The 18,440-nt window shown below is 42.5% G+C and carries 18 protein-coding genes, 2 tRNA genes, 1 pseudogene and 1 riboswitch; of the genes and pseudogenes, 5 read left to right on the top strand and 16 right to left on the bottom strand.

What is annotated here, in order from left to right:
- Positions 1-438 precede the first annotated feature (438 nt).
- The 10 genes from NCY30_RS11300 to tsaE all read right to left on the bottom strand — a co-directional run bounded on the left by NCY30_RS11300 (position 439) and on the right by tsaE (position 6,775).
- A tRNA-Ser gene (locus NCY30_RS11300) sits at positions 439-528 on the bottom strand.
- A 159-nt stretch (positions 529-687) separates the two neighbouring features.
- Positions 688-773: transfer RNA gene (locus NCY30_RS11295), tRNA-Ser, on the bottom strand.
- A 274-nt stretch (positions 774-1,047) separates the two neighbouring features.
- Positions 1,048-1,767, bottom strand: a complete 720-nt coding sequence (gene ispD, locus NCY30_RS11290; protein ID WP_055194487.1) for a 2-C-methyl-D-erythritol 4-phosphate cytidylyltransferase — start codon at positions 1,765-1,767, stop codon at positions 1,048-1,050.
- Between the two features lie 38 nt (positions 1,768-1,805).
- The gene (gene tsaD / locus NCY30_RS11285) at positions 1,806-2,834 is read right to left on the bottom strand and encodes a tRNA (adenosine(37)-N6)-threonylcarbamoyltransferase complex transferase subunit TsaD (RefSeq protein ID WP_161159431.1); all 1,029 of its coding nucleotides are present in this window, start codon (positions 2,832-2,834) and stop codon (positions 1,806-1,808) included.
- Between the two features lie 10 nt (positions 2,835-2,844).
- The gene (locus NCY30_RS11280; protein ID WP_161159429.1) at positions 2,845-3,753 is read right to left on the bottom strand and encodes a ribonuclease Z; all 909 of its coding nucleotides are present in this window, start codon (positions 3,751-3,753) and stop codon (positions 2,845-2,847) included.
- A 9-nt stretch (positions 3,754-3,762) separates the two neighbouring features.
- A complete protein-coding gene (locus NCY30_RS11275; RefSeq protein ID WP_006428037.1) occupies positions 3,763-3,999 on the bottom strand; it encodes a hypothetical protein in 237 nt (78 codons plus the stop codon).
- A gap of 167 nt (positions 4,000-4,166) precedes the next feature.
- Positions 4,167-4,607, bottom strand: a complete 441-nt coding sequence (gene rimI / locus NCY30_RS11270) for a ribosomal protein S18-alanine N-acetyltransferase (RefSeq protein ID WP_022415047.1) — start codon at positions 4,605-4,607, stop codon at positions 4,167-4,169.
- On the bottom strand, positions 4,601-5,635 hold the full coding sequence (locus NCY30_RS11265) for a threonine aldolase family protein (RefSeq protein WP_022415048.1): 1,035 nt from the start codon (positions 5,633-5,635) through the stop codon (positions 4,601-4,603). The genes rimI and NCY30_RS11265 overlap by 7 nt, the downstream gene beginning before the upstream one ends.
- On the bottom strand, positions 5,628-6,362 hold the full coding sequence (gene tsaB, locus NCY30_RS11260; protein ID WP_250818750.1) for a tRNA (adenosine(37)-N6)-threonylcarbamoyltransferase complex dimerization subunit type 1 TsaB: 735 nt from the start codon (positions 6,360-6,362) through the stop codon (positions 5,628-5,630). Before tsaB ends, NCY30_RS11265 begins: the two co-directional genes overlap by 8 nt.
- The gene (gene tsaE, locus NCY30_RS11255; protein WP_022415050.1) at positions 6,350-6,775 is read right to left on the bottom strand and encodes a tRNA (adenosine(37)-N6)-threonylcarbamoyltransferase complex ATPase subunit type 1 TsaE; all 426 of its coding nucleotides are present in this window, start codon (positions 6,773-6,775) and stop codon (positions 6,350-6,352) included. The genes tsaB and tsaE overlap by 13 nt, the downstream gene beginning before the upstream one ends.
- 140 nt (positions 6,776-6,915) lie before the next feature.
- Here tsaE and NCY30_RS11250 point away from each other — a divergent pair, with 140 nt between their 5' ends.
- Complete coding sequence (locus NCY30_RS11250; RefSeq protein WP_006428042.1) at positions 6,916-7,284, top strand: VOC family protein; 369 nt, start codon at positions 6,916-6,918, stop codon at positions 7,282-7,284.
- Positions 7,285-7,843: 559 nt separating this feature from the next.
- Here the strand turns inward: NCY30_RS11250 and NCY30_RS11245 are convergent.
- The 4 genes from NCY30_RS11245 to NCY30_RS11230 form a co-directional block, all read right to left on the bottom strand.
- Entirely contained in the window at positions 7,844-8,473 is a 630-nt protein-coding gene (locus NCY30_RS11245) for an ECF transporter S component (RefSeq protein ID WP_055194493.1), read from the bottom strand.
- A 147-nt stretch (positions 8,474-8,620) separates the two neighbouring features.
- Positions 8,621-8,789, bottom strand: a riboswitch (FMN riboswitch).
- Positions 8,790-8,833: 44 nt separating this feature from the next.
- On the bottom strand, positions 8,834-10,453 hold the full coding sequence (ptsP, locus tag NCY30_RS11240) for a phosphoenolpyruvate--protein phosphotransferase (RefSeq protein WP_250818749.1): 1,620 nt from the start codon (positions 10,451-10,453) through the stop codon (positions 8,834-8,836).
- A gap of 62 nt (positions 10,454-10,515) precedes the next feature.
- Complete coding sequence (locus NCY30_RS11235) at positions 10,516-11,406, bottom strand: YitT family protein (protein WP_055181625.1); 891 nt, start codon at positions 11,404-11,406, stop codon at positions 10,516-10,518.
- Positions 11,407-11,549: 143 nt separating this feature from the next.
- The gene (locus NCY30_RS11230) at positions 11,550-13,706 is read right to left on the bottom strand and encodes a Tex family protein (protein WP_195369199.1); all 2,157 of its coding nucleotides are present in this window, start codon (positions 13,704-13,706) and stop codon (positions 11,550-11,552) included.
- A gap of 206 nt (positions 13,707-13,912) precedes the next feature.
- On the opposite strand from NCY30_RS11230, the gene NCY30_RS11225 reads away from it, so the two are divergent.
- The 4 genes from NCY30_RS11225 (at position 13,913) to NCY30_RS11210 (ending at position 17,135) form a co-directional block, all read left to right on the top strand.
- A complete protein-coding gene (locus tag NCY30_RS11225) occupies positions 13,913-14,515 on the top strand; it encodes a TetR/AcrR family transcriptional regulator (protein ID WP_022415175.1) in 603 nt (200 codons plus the stop codon).
- 63 nt (positions 14,516-14,578) lie between these two features.
- Positions 14,579-15,499 carry a diacylglycerol/lipid kinase family protein gene (locus tag NCY30_RS11220; protein ID WP_006427439.1) on the top strand — a complete coding sequence of 307 codons (921 nt, stop codon included), beginning with the start codon at positions 14,579-14,581 and terminating at the stop codon, positions 15,497-15,499.
- Positions 15,500-15,526: 27 nt separating this feature from the next.
- Entirely contained in the window at positions 15,527-16,348 is an 822-nt protein-coding gene (locus NCY30_RS11215; RefSeq protein WP_006427438.1) for a glycerophosphodiester phosphodiesterase, read from the top strand.
- A 118-nt stretch (positions 16,349-16,466) separates the two neighbouring features.
- A complete protein-coding gene (locus tag NCY30_RS11210; protein WP_006427437.1) occupies positions 16,467-17,135 on the top strand; it encodes a phosphatase PAP2 family protein in 669 nt (222 codons plus the stop codon).
- 164 nt (positions 17,136-17,299) lie between these two features.
- On the opposite strand, the pseudogene NCY30_RS11205 reads toward NCY30_RS11210, so the two are convergent.
- Both NCY30_RS11205 and NCY30_RS11200 read right to left on the bottom strand, forming a co-directional pair.
- Positions 17,300-18,021: pseudogene (locus tag NCY30_RS11205) on the bottom strand (AAA family ATPase); the annotation flags it as partial.
- 27 nt (positions 18,022-18,048) lie between these two features.
- Positions 18,049-18,315 carry an N-acetylmuramoyl-L-alanine amidase gene (locus NCY30_RS11200; RefSeq protein ID WP_330589473.1) on the bottom strand — a complete coding sequence of 89 codons (267 nt, stop codon included), beginning with the start codon at positions 18,313-18,315 and terminating at the stop codon, positions 18,049-18,051.
- Between the last annotated feature and the right edge of the window lie 125 nt (positions 18,316-18,440).

The following is an 18,440-nucleotide window of genomic DNA, read 5'->3' as shown; positions in this document are numbered from 1 at the left end:
TTCAGGGTTGTTGTCTATTGTTTAATTATCAAGGTTCTTTGTCTTTGCTGTTTGAAACAGCTTATTTAGATTATCATATTCATTGACGTTTGTCAAGAACTTTTTTAATCTTTTTTCGACCAGCTTTTCAGCTGTTCGACTGCTATCCTTTCGTCAAACATTCGTTTGTCTCAAGCGACAGCTCATTAAGAATATCACAATCAGTTGTGTTTGTCAACTGTTATTTTATTCTTTTTTCAGGAGCAACTCCCGAAGATTTCTGATTATCATTCAGCATTACCTGCTGTTCTCCAATCAGTTAGCGCCGTCTTCTGCTTCGACTCTGTTACCTCACGGCCTTGTCTAACGCGACGACTCAGTTAATATATCACAGTAGTCGAACTTTGTCAATAAGTTTTTCTAAACTTTTTTATTCATACTGCTTATATATCAACCCAACGGAGAAAGAGGGATTTGAACCCTCGCGCCGCTATTAACGACCTACTCCCTTTCCAGGGGAGCCCCTTCGGCCAGCTTGGGTATTTCTCCAAATAAAAACTGCTCGATTGTTTTATACATAACCCGTTGTTATGCATATCATTTTCTCAACATATCTTTCCTGCATACACAGAATTGCTACCAGCAACTTTTCCTGCATACTATGACATATAAAAAACTACCAGGATAAACTTGGTAGTTTTTATAAAGCGGAGAGGGTGGGATTCGAACCCACGCGCCCTCTCGGACAAACGGTTTTCAAGACCGCCTCGTTATGACCACTTCGATACCTCTCCATCTATTTACTTGTCTGCCGCTTCCGTATCACCTCAGCGACAAGATGTATTCTATCACAGCTTTTCACTGTCGTCAACACCTTTTTCAAACTTTTTTTATTTTTTTGTATTTTTCTTATTTTCCCGTATTTTTCATCTATAAATACACTTATTTTTCATTATTTATACATAGAACCTGCCATCTGCAGCTTCTATTGCATATTTTGATATCTACAGAACCCACCATCTGCAAATTCTTCCAAATGCATGGCAATTCACAGATCCCGGCACAGGATTATTGATGTTCAATAAATCCCTTCGCCGTTTCCAGATCTTCCGGTGTCGTAATCTTAATATTACAATAAGAGCCCTCGAATAATTTCACAGGAATCTGCATCTCCTGTTCTACTACCATGGCATCATCGGTTACATTTTCCCTGTCATGCTGCATCAGCTTCTCATACGCCTGCGTAATAAGAGCTGTCTCGAATACCTGCGGGGTCTGAACATTCCATACGTATTTGCGTACAGGTGTAGTAACTGCAAACTGATTTTCATCTACGATCTTTACCGTATCCTTGCTTGGCATACCGGCAACACATGCACGGTTTTCTTCCACACATGTATAAGCCCTCTTTATAATCTCTTCGTCTACGAACGGTCTGGCGCCGTCATGGATATAGACATATCCTTCTTTCGCTTCTTCTCCCGCCATACCGTCACGGACAGCCTTCAGTCCATTCCAGACAGAGTCATAGCGTTCTTTACCGCCCGAAACTACTGCGCGCACTTTTCCAAAATGATATTTATTTACAATTTCTTCTGTCACATAGTCTTCCTGCCCGGCTCCGGCTACCATGATCACATCATCAATAATTTCTGACTTTTCAAATGCTTCCAGACAGTAACAGATGATGGGTTTTCCACACAGCTCGATATACTGTTTCTGGATAGATGTCCCCATTCTTTTCCCCTGCCCTGCCGAAAGTACGATTGCCACGCATCTCTTTTTCATTTACTTTTTCCCGCCTTAATTTTGCCTTTTTTCCCTTTTTAACGCTCGCCAAGCTTCAGATTCGGAACTGCATTCAGATCCCATCCGCTTCTGGTTCCATTCATATATTCATAATAAGCTGCCACACCAATCATAGCCGCATTATCGGTACAGAAAATCGGAGACGGATAATAGAATTTCACGCCTCGTTTTTCACATGCTTCTTTCATTGCCGCACGAAGAGCACTGTTCGATGCTACGCCGCCTGCGATGGCGAATTTGTCTACTTTATATTCTTCTACTGCATGCATAGCTTTAGCAACCAGTACATCGGTGACTGCTTTCTGGAAAGAAGCCGCGATATCTGCCTGGTTGTATTCTTCGCCCTTCATCTTGCATCCGTTAATATAATTCAAAACGGCGGATTTTAATCCACTGAAGCTGAAGTCATATGGTGCGTCTTCTACATTTGCACGTGGAAATGCGATGGAATCCGGATTGCCTTCTTTTGCAACTTTATCAATCTTCGGTCCTCCCGGATAGCCAAGTCCGATTGCACGGGCCACCTTGTCAAACGCTTCTCCTGCCGCATCATCTCTGGTTCTTCCGATGATATCGAATTTTCCATAATCCTTCACACGAACCAGATGGGTATGTCCTCCGGATACTACCAGTGAGAAAAATGGTGGTTCTAACTCTTTATGTTCAATAAAATTGGCTGCGATATGCCCTTCGATATGATGTACTCCGACCAGCGGTTTACCTGCTGCATATGCGATTGCCTTTGCTTCTGCCACACCTACGAGGAGTGCACCTACCAGTCCCGGTCCGTAAGTTACACCGATTGCGTCGATATCGTCCAGTGTTACCTCTGCCTCTTTCAGTGCTTCTTCAATGACCTGATTAATCTTTTCTATATGTTTTCTGGATGCAATCTCCGGCACAACACCTCCATACAATGTATGCAGGGCAATCTGTGAAGAAATGACATTGGACAGTACTTCTCTTCCATTCTTTACAACTGCCGCTGCTGTCTCATCACAGGAGCTTTCGATTGCCAGTATTAATACATCTTTTGTCTCGCTCATATTTTCCCTCCTAATCTTCAAATACCAGTTCTACCGAGCGCTTATCTTTTGCTGCGATTGAATTTGGGAATATTGCCTTGACATCGTCCATATATTCCTCTGGTTTTGTCAGTGACGGGCTATAATGTGTCAGCCACATTTCTTTTACTTCTGCTTCTTTTGCAAGCTGTGCTGCTTCATAGAATGTCATATGCTTATATTCTTTGGCCTTCTTCTGCTTATCCTTTTCGCCATACATTCCTTCACAGATGAAGAGATCGGAATGCTTTGCATTCTGCTTAATAGATTCCGTCGGTCTCGTGTCTGTGGTATACGTAAGCTTGATTCCCTTTCTTGCCGGCCCGAGTACCATATTCGGTGTATATACGTGCCTCTTAGTCTCTATTGTTTCACCTTTTTGCAAAAGTCCCCAGTATTCCTGTGGGATATTTGACGCTTTCGCCCTTTCCACATCGAATTTTCCTGCACGGTCGATCTCCATTGTATAACCATAACAGGTTACGTTGTGATTCACACGAAATGCTTTTAACCGGTAGCCATTCAATTCGAATGTCTGCTCGGTTTCCGTAAGTTCCATATATTTAATCTGGAACGGCAGCTCCGGTGCGATCACGCGCAGGGCATTTACTACCCGTTCCAGCCCTTTTGGCCCGATTAATGTAAGCGGTTTGGTACGGTCTGCATTTCCCATTGTAAGAAGCAGGCCCGGAAGTCCGCTGATATGATCCCCGTGATAATGCGTAAAGCAGATCACGTCGATCGGTTTAAAACTCCAGCCTTTTTCTTTGATTGCAATCTGCGTTCCCTCTCCGCAGTCGATCAACAGGCTGCTTCCATTATAGCGCACCATCAGGGATGTAAGCCACCTGTATGGCAATGGCATCATCCCTCCGGTTCCTAACAAACATACATCTAACATAATTTTCCTCTATTCTTCTTCCAGTTTAATCTTAAAACTGCCCGTCAGTTCATCATAACAGGCTTCACAAAGGTCAAAATGATCCATCCGGTTATCTTTGTCAGAAAAATATCCCCATCGCTTGTCCACGCTCAGCACATCTTCCTGGGGAACCCCTTCTATCACCGGAATCACTCTGCCGCATTTATTACATACGATACTTGTAACTTCTTTTACTTTTTTTGTCTGTTCTTCAAACTGGCGCATACCGTTCCTCCTGTAATTCCGGCACCGTTTTTACCGGTGCTGTTCTGCTGTTACATTGTTCTCTTTTCATTACTCTCTATCTTTTTGTTCTCTCGGTTACGCCTATATTATAGCTTTCCATCTGTATGCTGACCAGTGGAAAGTGCTGTAAGAATTACCATTGTTTCCTATAGATTCTTTGACATCAAAATGGCATTTTCCTGTGGATTCTCGTAATAGTTTTTACGGATTCCATCTTCTGTGAATCCACATTTCTCATAAAATCTTCTGGCGGCTTCGTTGCCTTCTCTTACTTCCAACATGATTCTTGTTATCTGCTGTTCCTCACAAAACGCCACAAGTTCCTGGAACATTTGTCCGGCAGCCCCTTGTCTGCGCATAGAAGGAGCTGTTGCGATTCTTGCGATCTCGCCTTCATCTAATACGTAATAGATAATGAGATAGCCTGCGATTTTCTCCTCTGTCTTTGCTGCAAATATCACTGCATTCTTCTGATTCCATGTCTCTTCCAGACTTTTCAGGCTCCATGCATCGAAGAATATTTCACTTTCCAACGCAGCAATATCCTGAAGATCCGACAGTTCTGCCTTACATATCTTTTCTAACATGCCTCAATGTCTCTGATCAGTTCTTCCACCACTTCCGGCTTTGTTGCCCAGCTTGTACAGAATCTGACCGCACTTTCTGCATCCGATACCTTCTCCCAGAATTCAAACACATATTTTTCTTTTAATTTCTCAATATGGCTATCCGGCAGGATCGGGAACTGCTGATTCGTATAGGAATCGTAACGCAGGCCATATCCTTTTTTCTGAAATGCCTTCTTAAGCTTCATTGCCAGTTCATCTGCATGTGCAGATATCTTAAAATAAAGGTCATCTGTAAACAGTGTATCAAACTGGACGCCAAGAAGACGGCCCTTTGCCAGCATTCCGCCATTCTGCTTGATCATGTAGCGAAAATCCTTCTTTAATGCCTCATTCGTGATCACAACAGCTTCACCAAATAATGCTCCTACCTTGGTTCCACCGATATAGAATACGTCTGTATATTTTGCAAGATCTGTAAGTGTAATATCATTGGTCTCTGCCATCAGTCCATATCCAAGACGTGCTCCATCAAGGAAGAGTAACATGTCATATTTCTTGCACACTTCATACAGATCCATTAATTCTTTCTTTGTATACAGTGTTCCATTCTCTGTAGGGTGGGAAATATATACCATTCCCGGCTGCACCATATGCTCCTGACTTCCATCTGTAAAATGAGCATGACACATTTCGTCTACCTGTACGGCACTGATCTTTCCGTCTCCACTTGGAAGCGGCAGTACTTTATGTCCGGTTGCTTCAATTGCTCCGGTCTCATGCACATTAATGTGTCCGCTTACTGCTGCAACTGCACCCTGATAAGGACGGAGTGCCGCACTGATCACAGTTGTATTGGTCTGTGTTCCGCCTACCAGGAAATGCACATCTGCATCCTGACATTCACACAGATCCTTAATCTTCTGTCTTGCACTGTCGCAGTATGGATCCAGTCCATATCCGTCGGTCTGTTCCATATTTGTCTCTACCATCCGCTGCATAATTGCAGGATGGGCACCTTCTGTATAATCACACTGAAATCTATACATTTCCCAGTCTCTCCTTCCGTTCTCTTTCTGCCGGAGACACACGGAGATAATCCGGTTCATGCTCCATTGCAGTTTCGATCTTTCCTTCTTTATAATACTGCATTCCCAGTGTTCCTACGGATGCAGCTCTCTGCCGGTTCATATTTGCCGGCGCAAATGTAACAGCTTCTCCCGGCAGGATCTCTTCTTTAATCTTTGTCTTGTGCACAGGAACCCCGTCGCCAAGGAAGGTTACTCTTCTTCCTTCTTTTAAATATTTTTTCAGCTTTTCTCCCAGTTCTTCTATCGGAACTGCCATCTGGTCTTCCAGTATGTGAAGCTTTTGTCCGTCAAATTCATAGATTCCCGCATACACCTGCCCGCGTCTTGCATCCATGATCGGACATACAACATCTGCGATTCCGCACAGATTGTAAGCAAGTCCCTCCAGTGTCGGAATATGGATCAGCGGTTTCTCAAGCGCAAGTCCAAGTCCCTTGGCCGTTGCGGAACCGATACGAAGTCCCGTAAATGATCCCGGCCCCCCGGCTACTGCTATCGCATCTACGGTATGCAGATCCAGTTCTGTCATCTTCACGATCTCGTCCAGCATCGGAAGTAATGTCTGTGAATGTGTCTTCTTATAATTGACTGTATATTCGGCAATGACCTGGTCATCCACTGCCCCGTCTTCTACTACAGCTACACTGGCGACCAGTCCTGAGCTGTCTAATGCTAATATTCGCATATTGTAATCCTCCGGTAATCGAATCCTTTTTCCAGATCCTTTTCTATCTTAATCTCTGTGTAATGTTCCGGTAATATCTCTTCAATCAGATTAGCCCACTCGATCAGGCTGACGCCCTCTCCGTAAATGTAATCTTCATAGCCAATCTCATCCATCTCTTCCACATCACCGATTCGGTACACATCAAAATGATAAAAGGGAATTCTTCCTTCATCATAGATCTGCACAATGGTAAATGTAGGACTGCTGACCGGTTCATCTATCCCCAGTCCTTTGGCAAGACCTTTGGTAAATATCGTCTTCCCGACACCCAGATCTCCCACCAATGTATACACCTGTCCTGCACAGGCTTTTTCACCCAGACTAAATCCCAGATCCCAAGTCTCTTTCTCACTGTTTGTCTCTATTATCATAAGCTCTCCCTTTCCATTTTTGAAATCACTGTATTCAGTATCTTTAAGTATAACACATCTTTTTTTCTTCTGCTACTCATGATATACTTTCTGATAACAGCTTAAATATATTAATTTTTATCAATAATGGAGGAAAACGTATGAAATTCACATTTTATCACAATAACATTAACGTTGCTGATCTTGACAAGTCTATCGAATTCTACAAGAAAGCACTTGGACTTAAGATTACAAAAGAGACAGAAGCTGCCGACGGAAGCTTCAAGCTGGTATTCATGGGTGATGATACCACCCCGCACAAATTAGAGCTCACATGGCTGCGCGATATGGACAGACCTTATGATCTCGGAGACAATGAGATTCATCTGGCAATGCAGACAGATGATATGGACGCGGCACTGGCATTCCATAAAGAGATGAATTGCGTCTGTTTTGAGAATCCGGAGATGGGTATTTATTTTATTAATGATCCGGATGGGTATTGGGTGGAGATTTGTCCGGCTGAATAAGTTTTCTATTTAGTTCATCATCGTGGCCTCTCGGTCCTTTAGAAAGCGTTGGTATTCTGTTTTTGGCTAAGATTCCACGATGAAGAAGTTGTAACTGGCCAATGATAATGAATTCAATAGAGGGACTGTAACTTTTGTGTGTAACCGGGAAGTTGTGGTGAAGGCCCTTGGTTTTCTGGCTTTTTTGTTGCCATATGTTCGTAAGAACCTGTTGCTTGCAGGTTATGTTGGTAACGGGTTTTGTAAGCAAACTTTCGGCATCACAACGGTTACGGTTCCTCTGTTTTATTTTTTATGGCATGCGAAAACGTGACTGAAAAAAAGTATAGCAGGGATTGCTGTGCATATGAAATCATGGTTGGAACTTCTTAAGTAAAAAAATCGGCCGTTAGCCGGTCAAAAATCATTTGTCTGAGCGATCAGCGAGTTATGATTTTTGACCGGCTGCTTTTAGGTCGATTTTTTTACTTTAGATGTTCCCCATGATCGAATCAGCACAGCAATCCCTGCTATACTTTTTTCAGGCCCGGGGTAAGCCACCATAATAAATGAAACACCCCTACGCATTCATCTTCAATATCGGACTGATTTTTTTATAAACCAGGAACACGATCAAAGATACCAGTATACCTTTCAGCAGATTGAATGGTCCGACTGCCAGTATCACGAAAGTCTTAAGGTCTGTGATATGTTTGTTTACGGCAGTTCCCATTCCAACCAGGCCGTCGATCGGCATACCGAATGCTTTGGCATATGCCGGTAGTAATACGAAGGCATTCAGAAAACATCCGACTACTGTCATGAATACGGTTCCCGCTGCCATTCCGGCTACTGCTCCGGTTCTGGTATGTTTCTTATGGTAGATCAATGCGGCCGGCACAACCAGTGAACAGCCAATCAGGAAGTTTGCAATTTCTCCGACTCCCGCTGTCATAGTTCCGTTGATTGCAAAGTTCAGTAAGATCTTGATAAGTTCTATTGCCGCTCCGGCGAGTGGTCCCATTGCAAAACTTCCGATCAGAATCGGTACTTCGCTGAAATCTATCTCATAGAAGGACGGAGCGAACGGAAGCGGAATTTCGAACAACATCAATACTGTTGCGATTGCCGATAACATACCAATCTGTGCCATTGTCCTGATTTTGTTTCTGTTCTTTTCATTTTGTCTTGTCATTACTTTTGTACTCATCTTTCTTTCTCCTTTAAACCGAATTATATTCTAAAGGAAGAAACTTCTTAATTTTGAACCATACAATATTCACATAGCAAGCAAAAACCCCGCCACCCAAAGGGCAACGGGGCAATCATATCATTCTGATAATCCTGTAAATATCGTATCATCCTTCTCTCATCCAGACTTTACTGTCGGTTCCGGAATCTCACCAGATCGGCTGATCATCACATTGATAACATCTGTTCAGATATCTCTGACCAGAAATTCTTCAAATGACCAGTTCGCGGACTTTACCGCCGGTTGGGAATCACACCCTGCCCCGAAGAATCTTCTTTCGTCTTATATTATAGTACGGCATATCCGTCTATGCAACCATTATTTTGTGCTCATCTCACGGATCAGTTTTCTGATTGGAAGAACAAATGTCGGAGATACAGACAATTCATCGATTCCCATCTTAAGGAATGTCTCTGTCAGAGTCATATCTGCTCCAAGTTCTCCGCAGATACCAACCCAGCATCCTGCTTTGTGTCCGTTTTCGATCGTCTTCTGAATCATGCGGAGCACTGCCGGATGATGTGCATCGTAAATGTTGTCAAGCTTACTGTTCTGTCTGTCAATCGCCAGTGTATACTGGGTCAGGTCATTTGTTCCGATACTGAAGAAGTCTACCTCTTCTGCCAGAAGATCACTGATCATCACTGCTGCCGGTGTCTCGATCATGATACCCTGTTCAACTTCACCATACTCGATTCCTTTTTCTGTCAGTTCTGCCTTGATAGACTCTACGATCTTCTTGATCTCTTTTACTTCATCTACAGAGATGATCATCGGGTACATAATTCCAATGTTACCATATGCGCTTGCACGGAGAAGTGCGCGAAGCTGTGTACGGAAGATATCTCTTCTGTCCAGACAGATACGGATCGCACGGTATCCCATAGCTGGGTTCTCTTCATGGTCAAGGTTGAAGTAATCTACCTGCTTGTCTGCACCGATATCCAGTGTACGCACGATTACTTTCTTTCCTGCCATGTTCTCTGCAACCGTCTTGTATGCCTGGAACTGTGCTTCTTCATTCGGATAGTTATCTGCTTCCAGATATAAGAACTCACTTCTGAACAGACCGATTCCGGCTGCATCATTGGCAAGTACGCTTGCAACGTCTTTTACGCCACCGATATTTGCATATAATTTGATGTGTTTTCCATCTACAGTTACGTCTTCTTTTCCCTTTAATTCCTGAAGAAGTTCTCTTGCTTTGATGTCTTCTTCTTTCTTTTCCTGCATTTTCTTTAAGATATCTTCGTCCGGATCAATGTAGAATGTTCCTGTGTAGCCGTCTACGACTGCCATCTTTCCATTCCATTCTTCCTTGATATCTACTTCGATCAATGCCGGAATGTTCATGGTTCTTGCAAGGATTGCAGTATGTGAGTTTGCAGATCCAAGTCTGGTTACGAATGCAAGAAGTTTCTCTTTGTCCATCTGGACACTCTCACTCGGTGCAAGGTCTTCTGCCACAACGATCACTGGTTCATCACCGATAGCTCCACCGCTTTCGTTCCCACTTAAGATATTTACCATACGTTCGGAAATATCTTTTACATCTGCAGCTCTTGCTTTGAAATAATCGTCTTCCATCTCCGCAAACATTTTTGCAAAGTTATCGCCTGTTGTAGCAACGGCAAATTCAGCATTTACCTGCTGTGTCTCGATGATATTTACAACAGAATCGATATAATCATCATCCTCCAGCATCATCTGGTGTACTTCAAATACAGCTGCGTTTGCTTCGCCGACTTCTTTTAACGCTTTTTCATACAGTCCCTGTAACTGCTCTGCTGCCTTTGCACGTGCATCCTCATATCGTTTGATCTGCTCTGCAGTATCTTCTATTTTCACACGTTTTACAGGTTGTTCTCCCTTCTGGTAGAACAATATCTTTCCAATTGCAATTCCTTTAAATATTGATTTGCCAGTATACATCTCCATAAATGATACCTCATCCTTCCTTAAATCTTTGTAAATATTCTAACTCACAATGCCTGCAAAGTCTAGTTTTTCGTATGATTCAATTCGTCGTAACGCAGCTTTTCCATTGTAAATCCACGTCCTCTTACCTCATTGATCTGCGTGATCGTGATAAATGCTTTCGGATCAATCTCCTGAATTGCCTCTTTTACAGAATACAGCTTTCTGCTGTGGATGACACATAATACGCCCTGCTGCTTCTGTTCTCCATAACCGGTCTCGATGTCTACCATTGTCACTCCGGCATCAATATCCGTTAAGACTTTCTGACGGATTTCTCTGTATTTGTCCGAAATTATAAATAACTGGATCTGTGACTTTCCAAGAAGCATCACCCGGTTCAGCACAACCGTACTTAAAAATAAATTCAGAATACCATACAGTATCTGTTCCGAATCTGAAAACAGCATCTGAAGTCCCAGCACCGAAAAATCTACGATATACAAGAATACCGCTACCGGGACATGGAACCATTTATGTAACACAAGTGCCAGTATATCGGTTCCACCGGTAGATGCACCTACTCTTACCACCAATCCGATACCGATTCCAAGAAGGACCCCTCCATATAATGCCGCAAGCATAGCATTATTCTCCGTCACTTTGTCTATTCCCGGAATGGACTGTACCATCGACAGGAATATTGGATAAATAAAAGAACTGATGATCGTTGTCAATGCAAACTTCTTTCCCAGAAATACTGCACCGAGAACGAACAGCACCGCATTGATTGCCAAAATGATCAGCGACAGGTTCACCGGAAAATAATGGCTGATCGTAAGACCGATACCGGTTGCACCTCCCATGATGATCCCATTTGGCACGGTAAACGCAGCCACAGCAAATGACAGTACAAGATTACCGACCAGCACACCCAGAATAGTTTTGATTGTTTTTCCCCAACTTTTTTTCATATGTCCCATCCTCTCTCCGTATTTTATTTTGCGATTATACATATAACCCGTTACAGACAGTTATCCCCATATAACTGCCTGTAAACTCATGTTTTCCACATTTTTATATTAATAATGTGGATTCTCTTTCTTCATTTTCCAGATTATGAAATTCCTTTCATCGTAAGCTGGATTCTCTTCTTCTTAAGATCCACGCTCATCACTTTTACATCCACGATATCGCCAACACTTACCACTTCCAGCGGATGCTTAATGAATTTCTTATCCGTAATCTCGGAAATGTGTACCAGTCCGTCCTGGTGCACTCCGATATCTACAAACACACCAAAGTCAATGACATTTCTTACGGTTCCTTTAAGGATCATGCCTTCTTTTAAGTCTTTCATATCTAAGACATCTGTTCTTAAGATCGGTTTCGGCATCTCATCACGCGGGTCACGTCCCGGTTTTTCCAGTTCTTTCACAATATCCCGGAGGGTGATCTCTCCGATCTCCAGTTCTTTTGCAAGTCTTGCATAGTCTTTGATTGTAAGAGAAAGTCCGGTAAGCTTTCCTCCGCTGATGTCTTCCAGTGAAAATCCCTGTTTCTTCAGAAGTTTTTCTGCAGCTTCATAAGACTCCGGATGTACACTGGTTCCGTCTAACGGATTCGTACCGTTCTGTATTCTCATGAATCCGGCACATTGTTCGAACGCCTTTGGTCCAAGCTTTGCAACCTTCAGAAGCTGTTTTCTGTCTGTGAATCTTCCGTTTTCTTCTCTGTATGCCACAATGTTCTTAGCAATCGCACCGGAAATACCTGAAATATAAGAAAGTAACGGTGCGGATGCTGTATTCAGGTCAACTCCGACTTTATTTACACAATCTTCGACAACTCCGGATAAGGCTTCGCTTAATTTCTTCTGGTTCATATCATGCTGATACTGTCCGACACCAATGGATTTCGGATCAATCTTTACAAGCTCTGCCAGCGGATCCTGCAGTCTTCTTGCAATAGACGTCGCACTTCTCTGTCCCACATCAAATTTCGGAAATTCTTCTGATGCGAGCTTACTTGCAGAATACACAGAAGCTCCTGCTTCATTTACGATTACATACTGCACTTTCTGCGGGATCTCTTTTAACAGTTCTACAATGAACTGCTCAGACTCTCTGGATGCAGTACCATTTCCTACGGAGATCAGTGTAATGTTATATTTTGCAATAATCTTCTTCAGCAGGTCTTTGGACGCCTGGATTTTCTTCGGTGTCGTCGGCGCTGTCGGGTAGATCACTGTCGTTCCGATCACTTTACCGGTCGGATCTACAACTGCAAGCTTACATCCGGTACGGAATGCAGGATCCCAGCCAAGTACAGTCTGTCCTACAATCGGAGGCTGCATCAGAAGCTGGTGCAGGTTCTTCTTAAATACGCTGATTGCCCCGTCTTCTGCCTTCTCTGTCAGGTCGCTTCGGATCTCACGCTCGATTGCCGGTGCGATCAGACGCTTATAGCTGTCTTCTGCTACTTCTTTTAAAATCGGTGTGGTATGCGGGTTATCACTGTGGATCATCTTCTTTTCCAGATATCTTAAGATGTCATCCTGCGGTGCTTCGATCTTTACTGTAAGGAACTTTTCTTTCTCCCCGCGGTTCAGTGCAAGCACTCTGTGGCCTGCAAGCTTTGTCACCGGCTCTTCAAAATCATAGTACATCTCGTATACCGACTCTGCTTTTTCGTCTTTTGCCTGTGAAATTACTTTTCCGTGCTGTACGGTTGCTTTACGGATCCAGCTTCTGTAATCTGCCTCATCCGATACCGATTCGGCGATGATATCTTTTGCTCCGTCAATTGCTTCTTTTACGGATTTTACTTCTTTCTCCGGATTCACATATTCTTCTGCATACACTTCTATCGGTTTCTCCGCTTTCTGAAGTGTGATAAGTGCTGCAAGCGGTTCCAGTCCCTTCTCTTTTGCAATCATGGCACGTGTCCGGCGTTTCGGCCGGTATGGGCGGTAAAAATCTTCTACCACTACCATTGTCTCTGCTGCCAGGATCTGCTTTTTCAGTTCTTCGGTAAGCTTTCCCTGTTCTTCGATACTTGCCAGAACCTGTTCTTTCTTTTCTTCCAGATTACGCAGGTACATCAGTCTTTCATACAGCGTCCGCAGTTGTGCATCGTCCAATGTTCCTGTAACTTCTTTTCTATATCTTGCGATAAACGGAATCGTATTGCCTTCATCAATTAATTTTACCGCAGCATCTACCTGCCATCTCTTGACACCAAGTTCTCCGGTAATCACCTGATTAATATCCATATGTTTTGTCTGTCCCTTTCTTGCTGTATTTCGAAGATTTTTCTCTTCTTTATTACGCGGATAATTATAACTGAATTCACTTCCGTATGCAATGCCGCCGGCAATACAGAGTTCACTCTGTTTTCTTGAAAATACATTTTCTCTATGTTATACTGAAACTGCTTGAACTTATTAGAAAATATAAATACTCAAAGGGGCTTTTACTTATGAATCAGGAAACACAGGGACTCTCAAAACAACAAATCAAATCCAGAGAAACACGCGCCAAGATCTTCCAAGCAGCCAAACGCATTCTGCAAAAGCAGGGCTATGAACAACTGTCAATCAAAAATATCTGCGAAGAAGCAGGCGTTTCCAACGGAAGTTTTTATCACCATTTTAAGACGAAAGATGATCTTCTTTCTTATTATATAGAAGAACAGCCAAGTATGGATCCGGATCTTCTTGAACTTCCGTCCAGTGCTGCTGAGACAAAAGAAGCAATCATCTCAGTTTATTTAAATTATGTTCACTACTGCGAAGAGCTCGGAGTGGAATTCATGGCCAATTATTATACACCTAAGAATCAGTCACTGAACCCTTTGATCCGTACAGAAAGACCATACCCGATCGTTACCGTTCATGATTATCTGAAGCGTGTGATCGAATCCGGAATCATTTCCCCGTCGGCAGACCTTGAGGATATTACAACTGACATCCGTATGATCGTAATCGGAAATGTATTCGAATGGTGCTTAAAAAGCGGCGATGCTGATTTTGAAGGTAATATGCGTCGGTCCCTTACTACTTATCTGAACGGATTATTCTAACAAATCATTACATCATATAGATACTTTATCGAATTTCAAAAACTTACAAAGGATGAATGCGATATGTACACATTTATTGCCAATCCTAATGCCAGATCCGGCAGAGGGATTCTTCTCTGGAAACAGATTGAGAAGATCTTACAGGAAAAAGAAATTGAATATAAAGTTTTATTTACTAAATACCAGCATCATGCTACCAGACTGGTTCATGATCTTACCTCCGATAGCGCATCCCATACGATCGTTGTACTGGGAGGCGATGGTACTTTGAATGAAGTGATCGACGGAATCGTATATCTCGATAAGGTAACACTCGGATATATTCCGCTTGGATCCGGCAATGACTTTGCCAGAGGCCTTGGTCTTCCAACGGATATTCACGGTGCCCTGGAGCAGATTCTTGCCCCAACGCATTACACCGCCATGAATGTAGGTGTACTTGATTACGAGAATAAGCACCGAAGATTCGCTGTAAGTACCGGAATTGGCTTCGATGCTGCAGTCTGTCATCAGGTGATGGTCACACCGCTTAAGGCTTTCCTCAACCGGCTGAAGCTCGGAAAGCTTACATATCTTGGTGTTGCCCTTCATAAACTGTTCACATTAAAACCAGTCACTATGACGGTCACAACCGAAAATGGTGAGACAAAAACATATGAAAAAGTATATTTCACAGCTGTTATGAATCTGAAATATGAAGGTGGCGGTTTTAACTTCTGTCCTGCTGCCAGTGGTACAGATGACAGGTTAGATATCATTACCGTAGCAGAATTACCGAGACTTAAAGTTCTTTGTCTGCTGCCAACGGCCTTCAAAGGATGGCACACACGTTTCCATGGAATCCATCTTGATACCTGCACAGAAGTGACTGTCATAAGCGATTACCCACTGCCTGTACATACAGACGGCGAGCCCGTCTTTTTACAATCTGAGATCCACGTACATCTGGAGAAAGAAAAGTTACGTATTATTACACCTTGTTAATCATATTGTTCACGGGGAGGTTCTTTTATGCGTTTACTGATTACCGGAATTATTGTATTTCTTATATTATTTTACTTTTATCTGATCTGGCCGAGACTGTCTAGGAAACGACAGATCCGTCCATTTCTTCACACGATGTTCGCCCATCGTGGATATCATTGTATTGAAAAAGGGATTCCCGAAAATTCCATACCTTCTTTCCGTGCCGCTATCTCCCATGGATATGGGATCGAACTGGATGTCCATCTGACAAGCGACGAAAAACTTGTCGTATTCCATGATGACGACCTGTCTCGTATCTGTGGACGACCGGAAACCATTGAATCACTCCCTTTAAAAGAATTACAAAGCTGCCGGTTACAGAATACGAATGAGACTATCCCACTTTTCACCGATGTACTATCCCTGGTGGGCGGCCAGGTTCCGCTTCTGATCGAACTGAAGATTCCAAAGTCTTCTCTTGGCATCTGTGAAAAGACCTGGGAGATTCTTAAAAATTATAACGGACCTTATATGGTACAGTCTTTCAACACACTTGGTATCTGGTGGTTCCGCCGTCATGTACCCCATGTCTTAAGAGGTCAGCTTTCTTCCAACCTGACTGCCGACCATCTTCCGGAGCCATGGATCCTGACCTTTGTTGTAAAGCATCTGCTTGGTAATGTACTCGGACGGCCGGATTTTATTTCGTATAAGCTTGCAGACCTTCCGATGTTTGAAGTCTGGTTTTTAAAGTACATTCTGCATCTTCCGGTTGCAGTGTGGACTCTGCGGACACCTGATGCTTTAAAAAAGGGAAAACGGCATTATGATATGCAGATATTCGAGAAAAAGAACACTTACTATTAACTTTGTAAAAAATGTTAATATTCCATGAACTTTATTGTTGATTCAATTTTTTCATGTTATAATGCGCTTTGAAACGAGATAAGATAATAACAAAGGCTTTGAAAAAGGGGTAGTTCATATGAAAGCCATTGATAAAGCAAAGAGTTTTTTGAAGAAGTACCGTCATGCATGGGTATTATCATACTTTCTGATCTATATGCCATGGTTTGTTTATCTGGAGAAGCGCACGAATGTACGTCATTACATGATACATTCCCCAATCGACAATCATATTCCGTTTATTGAATATTTTATCGTGCCGTATTTAGTGTGGTTTGTATTCATTGCCGTAACGGTAGCTTATTTCCTTATTAAGGATAAATGGGGATTTTACAGACTATGTGCTTTTTTATTTTCAGGTATGACGATTTTCCTGATCATATGCACGGTTTTCCCAAATGCATTAAATTTGAGACCAACTGTATTTCCACGCGATAATGTATTTACAGATATGGTAAAAGTCCTGTACAAGACAGACACACCGACGAACGTGCTTCCTAGTATCCACGTATTTAATTCCATCGGTGTCAGTATTGCTATTTCACACAGTAATGATCTTAAAAAGCACAGATGGATTCAGATCAGTGCCTATATTCTGGCAGTGCTCATTATCCTGTCTACAATGTTCTTAAAACAGCATTCCGTGACGGACGTGATTGCAGCTGTTACGATGGCATGTATTATTTATCCATTCGTGTATGTGACAGCGGATAAGAAAGCGCCGAAGCTTTCTCAGCAGCCGACGTAACATGAATATAGAAATGACTAGCTATTGGCAATTTTTTGTATATTATGCTATGAAAAGAAAGATGCAGGTAACTGTTATATAACTGACAGTTACCTGCATCTTTTTATTTTTGTTCCGTTTTCTTTAACAGACAGCGCTTTTTGAAAAATGCGATGCCGTAACCGAGCAAGCAGTGTTTCCAGCTTTTTCGTAATATTACTTCCGGCATACTCGATAAAAGAACGGATTACCGCATCGTCACTTGTATTCTTCCAATAACTTGCCGGTGCTGCTTCCGGATTTTGCTGCAGATCCCGCATATAATTCATGACATCCCACGGGCAATATACATCGAAGCGTCCAAAATGATAACCATCATACCATCTTTTCACTTCTTCTGCCTTTCCGGACACATTTGCGTCGGTCAGAATCTGATCTACTTCTTCCTGTGTAAATCCAAAATATTCATTGAATCTGGAATCCGTAATATTATCAGGCACAAAATTATTCGTTCCTGTGAAGATACTTTCTTTTGCAATCTTCAGACAACCTGTTATCACCGCAAACCGAAGTGTCGTATTATCTTTCAATGCCGTACTCATAGTATGCAGGGACTGTCCTACCTGAATCTTTCCCGCACTTCCACTTTTTAACTCTTTAAAAAGATTCATCCATGCACTGCACAATGCTTCATCGTAGATAATTTCAAGACCATCGAATAACCTCCTGTTATCGGACCGTATATCAAAAAATGGGCAAGCATACTCATCCCCATTGTTTTTCCAAAGCGTCTCGGACGGGTGATCAGTGTAACTTCCGCAGACTCTCTTTTTAGCAGTTCTTTGATCAGTCCGCTTTTATCTATGTAGTAGTAGTCATTTTCCCGGATTTTTTTGAAGTCGGATATTCCCTACCAGGAAATTGAGTTGATTGTTCACTGGATCCACTGCACCATTTTTTGTTGATATTCTGCTGTCTGCATCAGAACATCTTCCTCCGGATTTGTCATATATCCCATTTCAACAATCGTTACCGGTACCTGACTCCAGTTATTTCCGCTCATTGTATCTGTTTTCCATACATATTCTTTATTGCAACCAGTAACTTCACAGTATTTATCAAGAATTGCTTCTGATAACGCTTTACTTTCGTCATCATTCAGGAAAGTAGTATCTGCAATGCATTTTCTGAATTTTTCCAATTATTGGCCGATTCGGAATACATAACTCCAGAGAACCAGACACGCACACTTATTCAGAAATACATCCAGCAATTGAAACAACTGACATTTGGTATTACTCCCTAGAATTTTTTCATTTCTTCTTG

It is taken from the genome of Dorea sp. MB18-49, from assembly GCF_023669465.1.
GTDB lineage: Bacteria > Bacillota > Clostridia > Lachnospirales > Lachnospiraceae > Dorea_A > Dorea_A longicatena.
The sequence above is the reverse complement of the archived record's forward strand: the minus strand, read 5'-3'. Positions and strand labels throughout refer to the sequence as shown.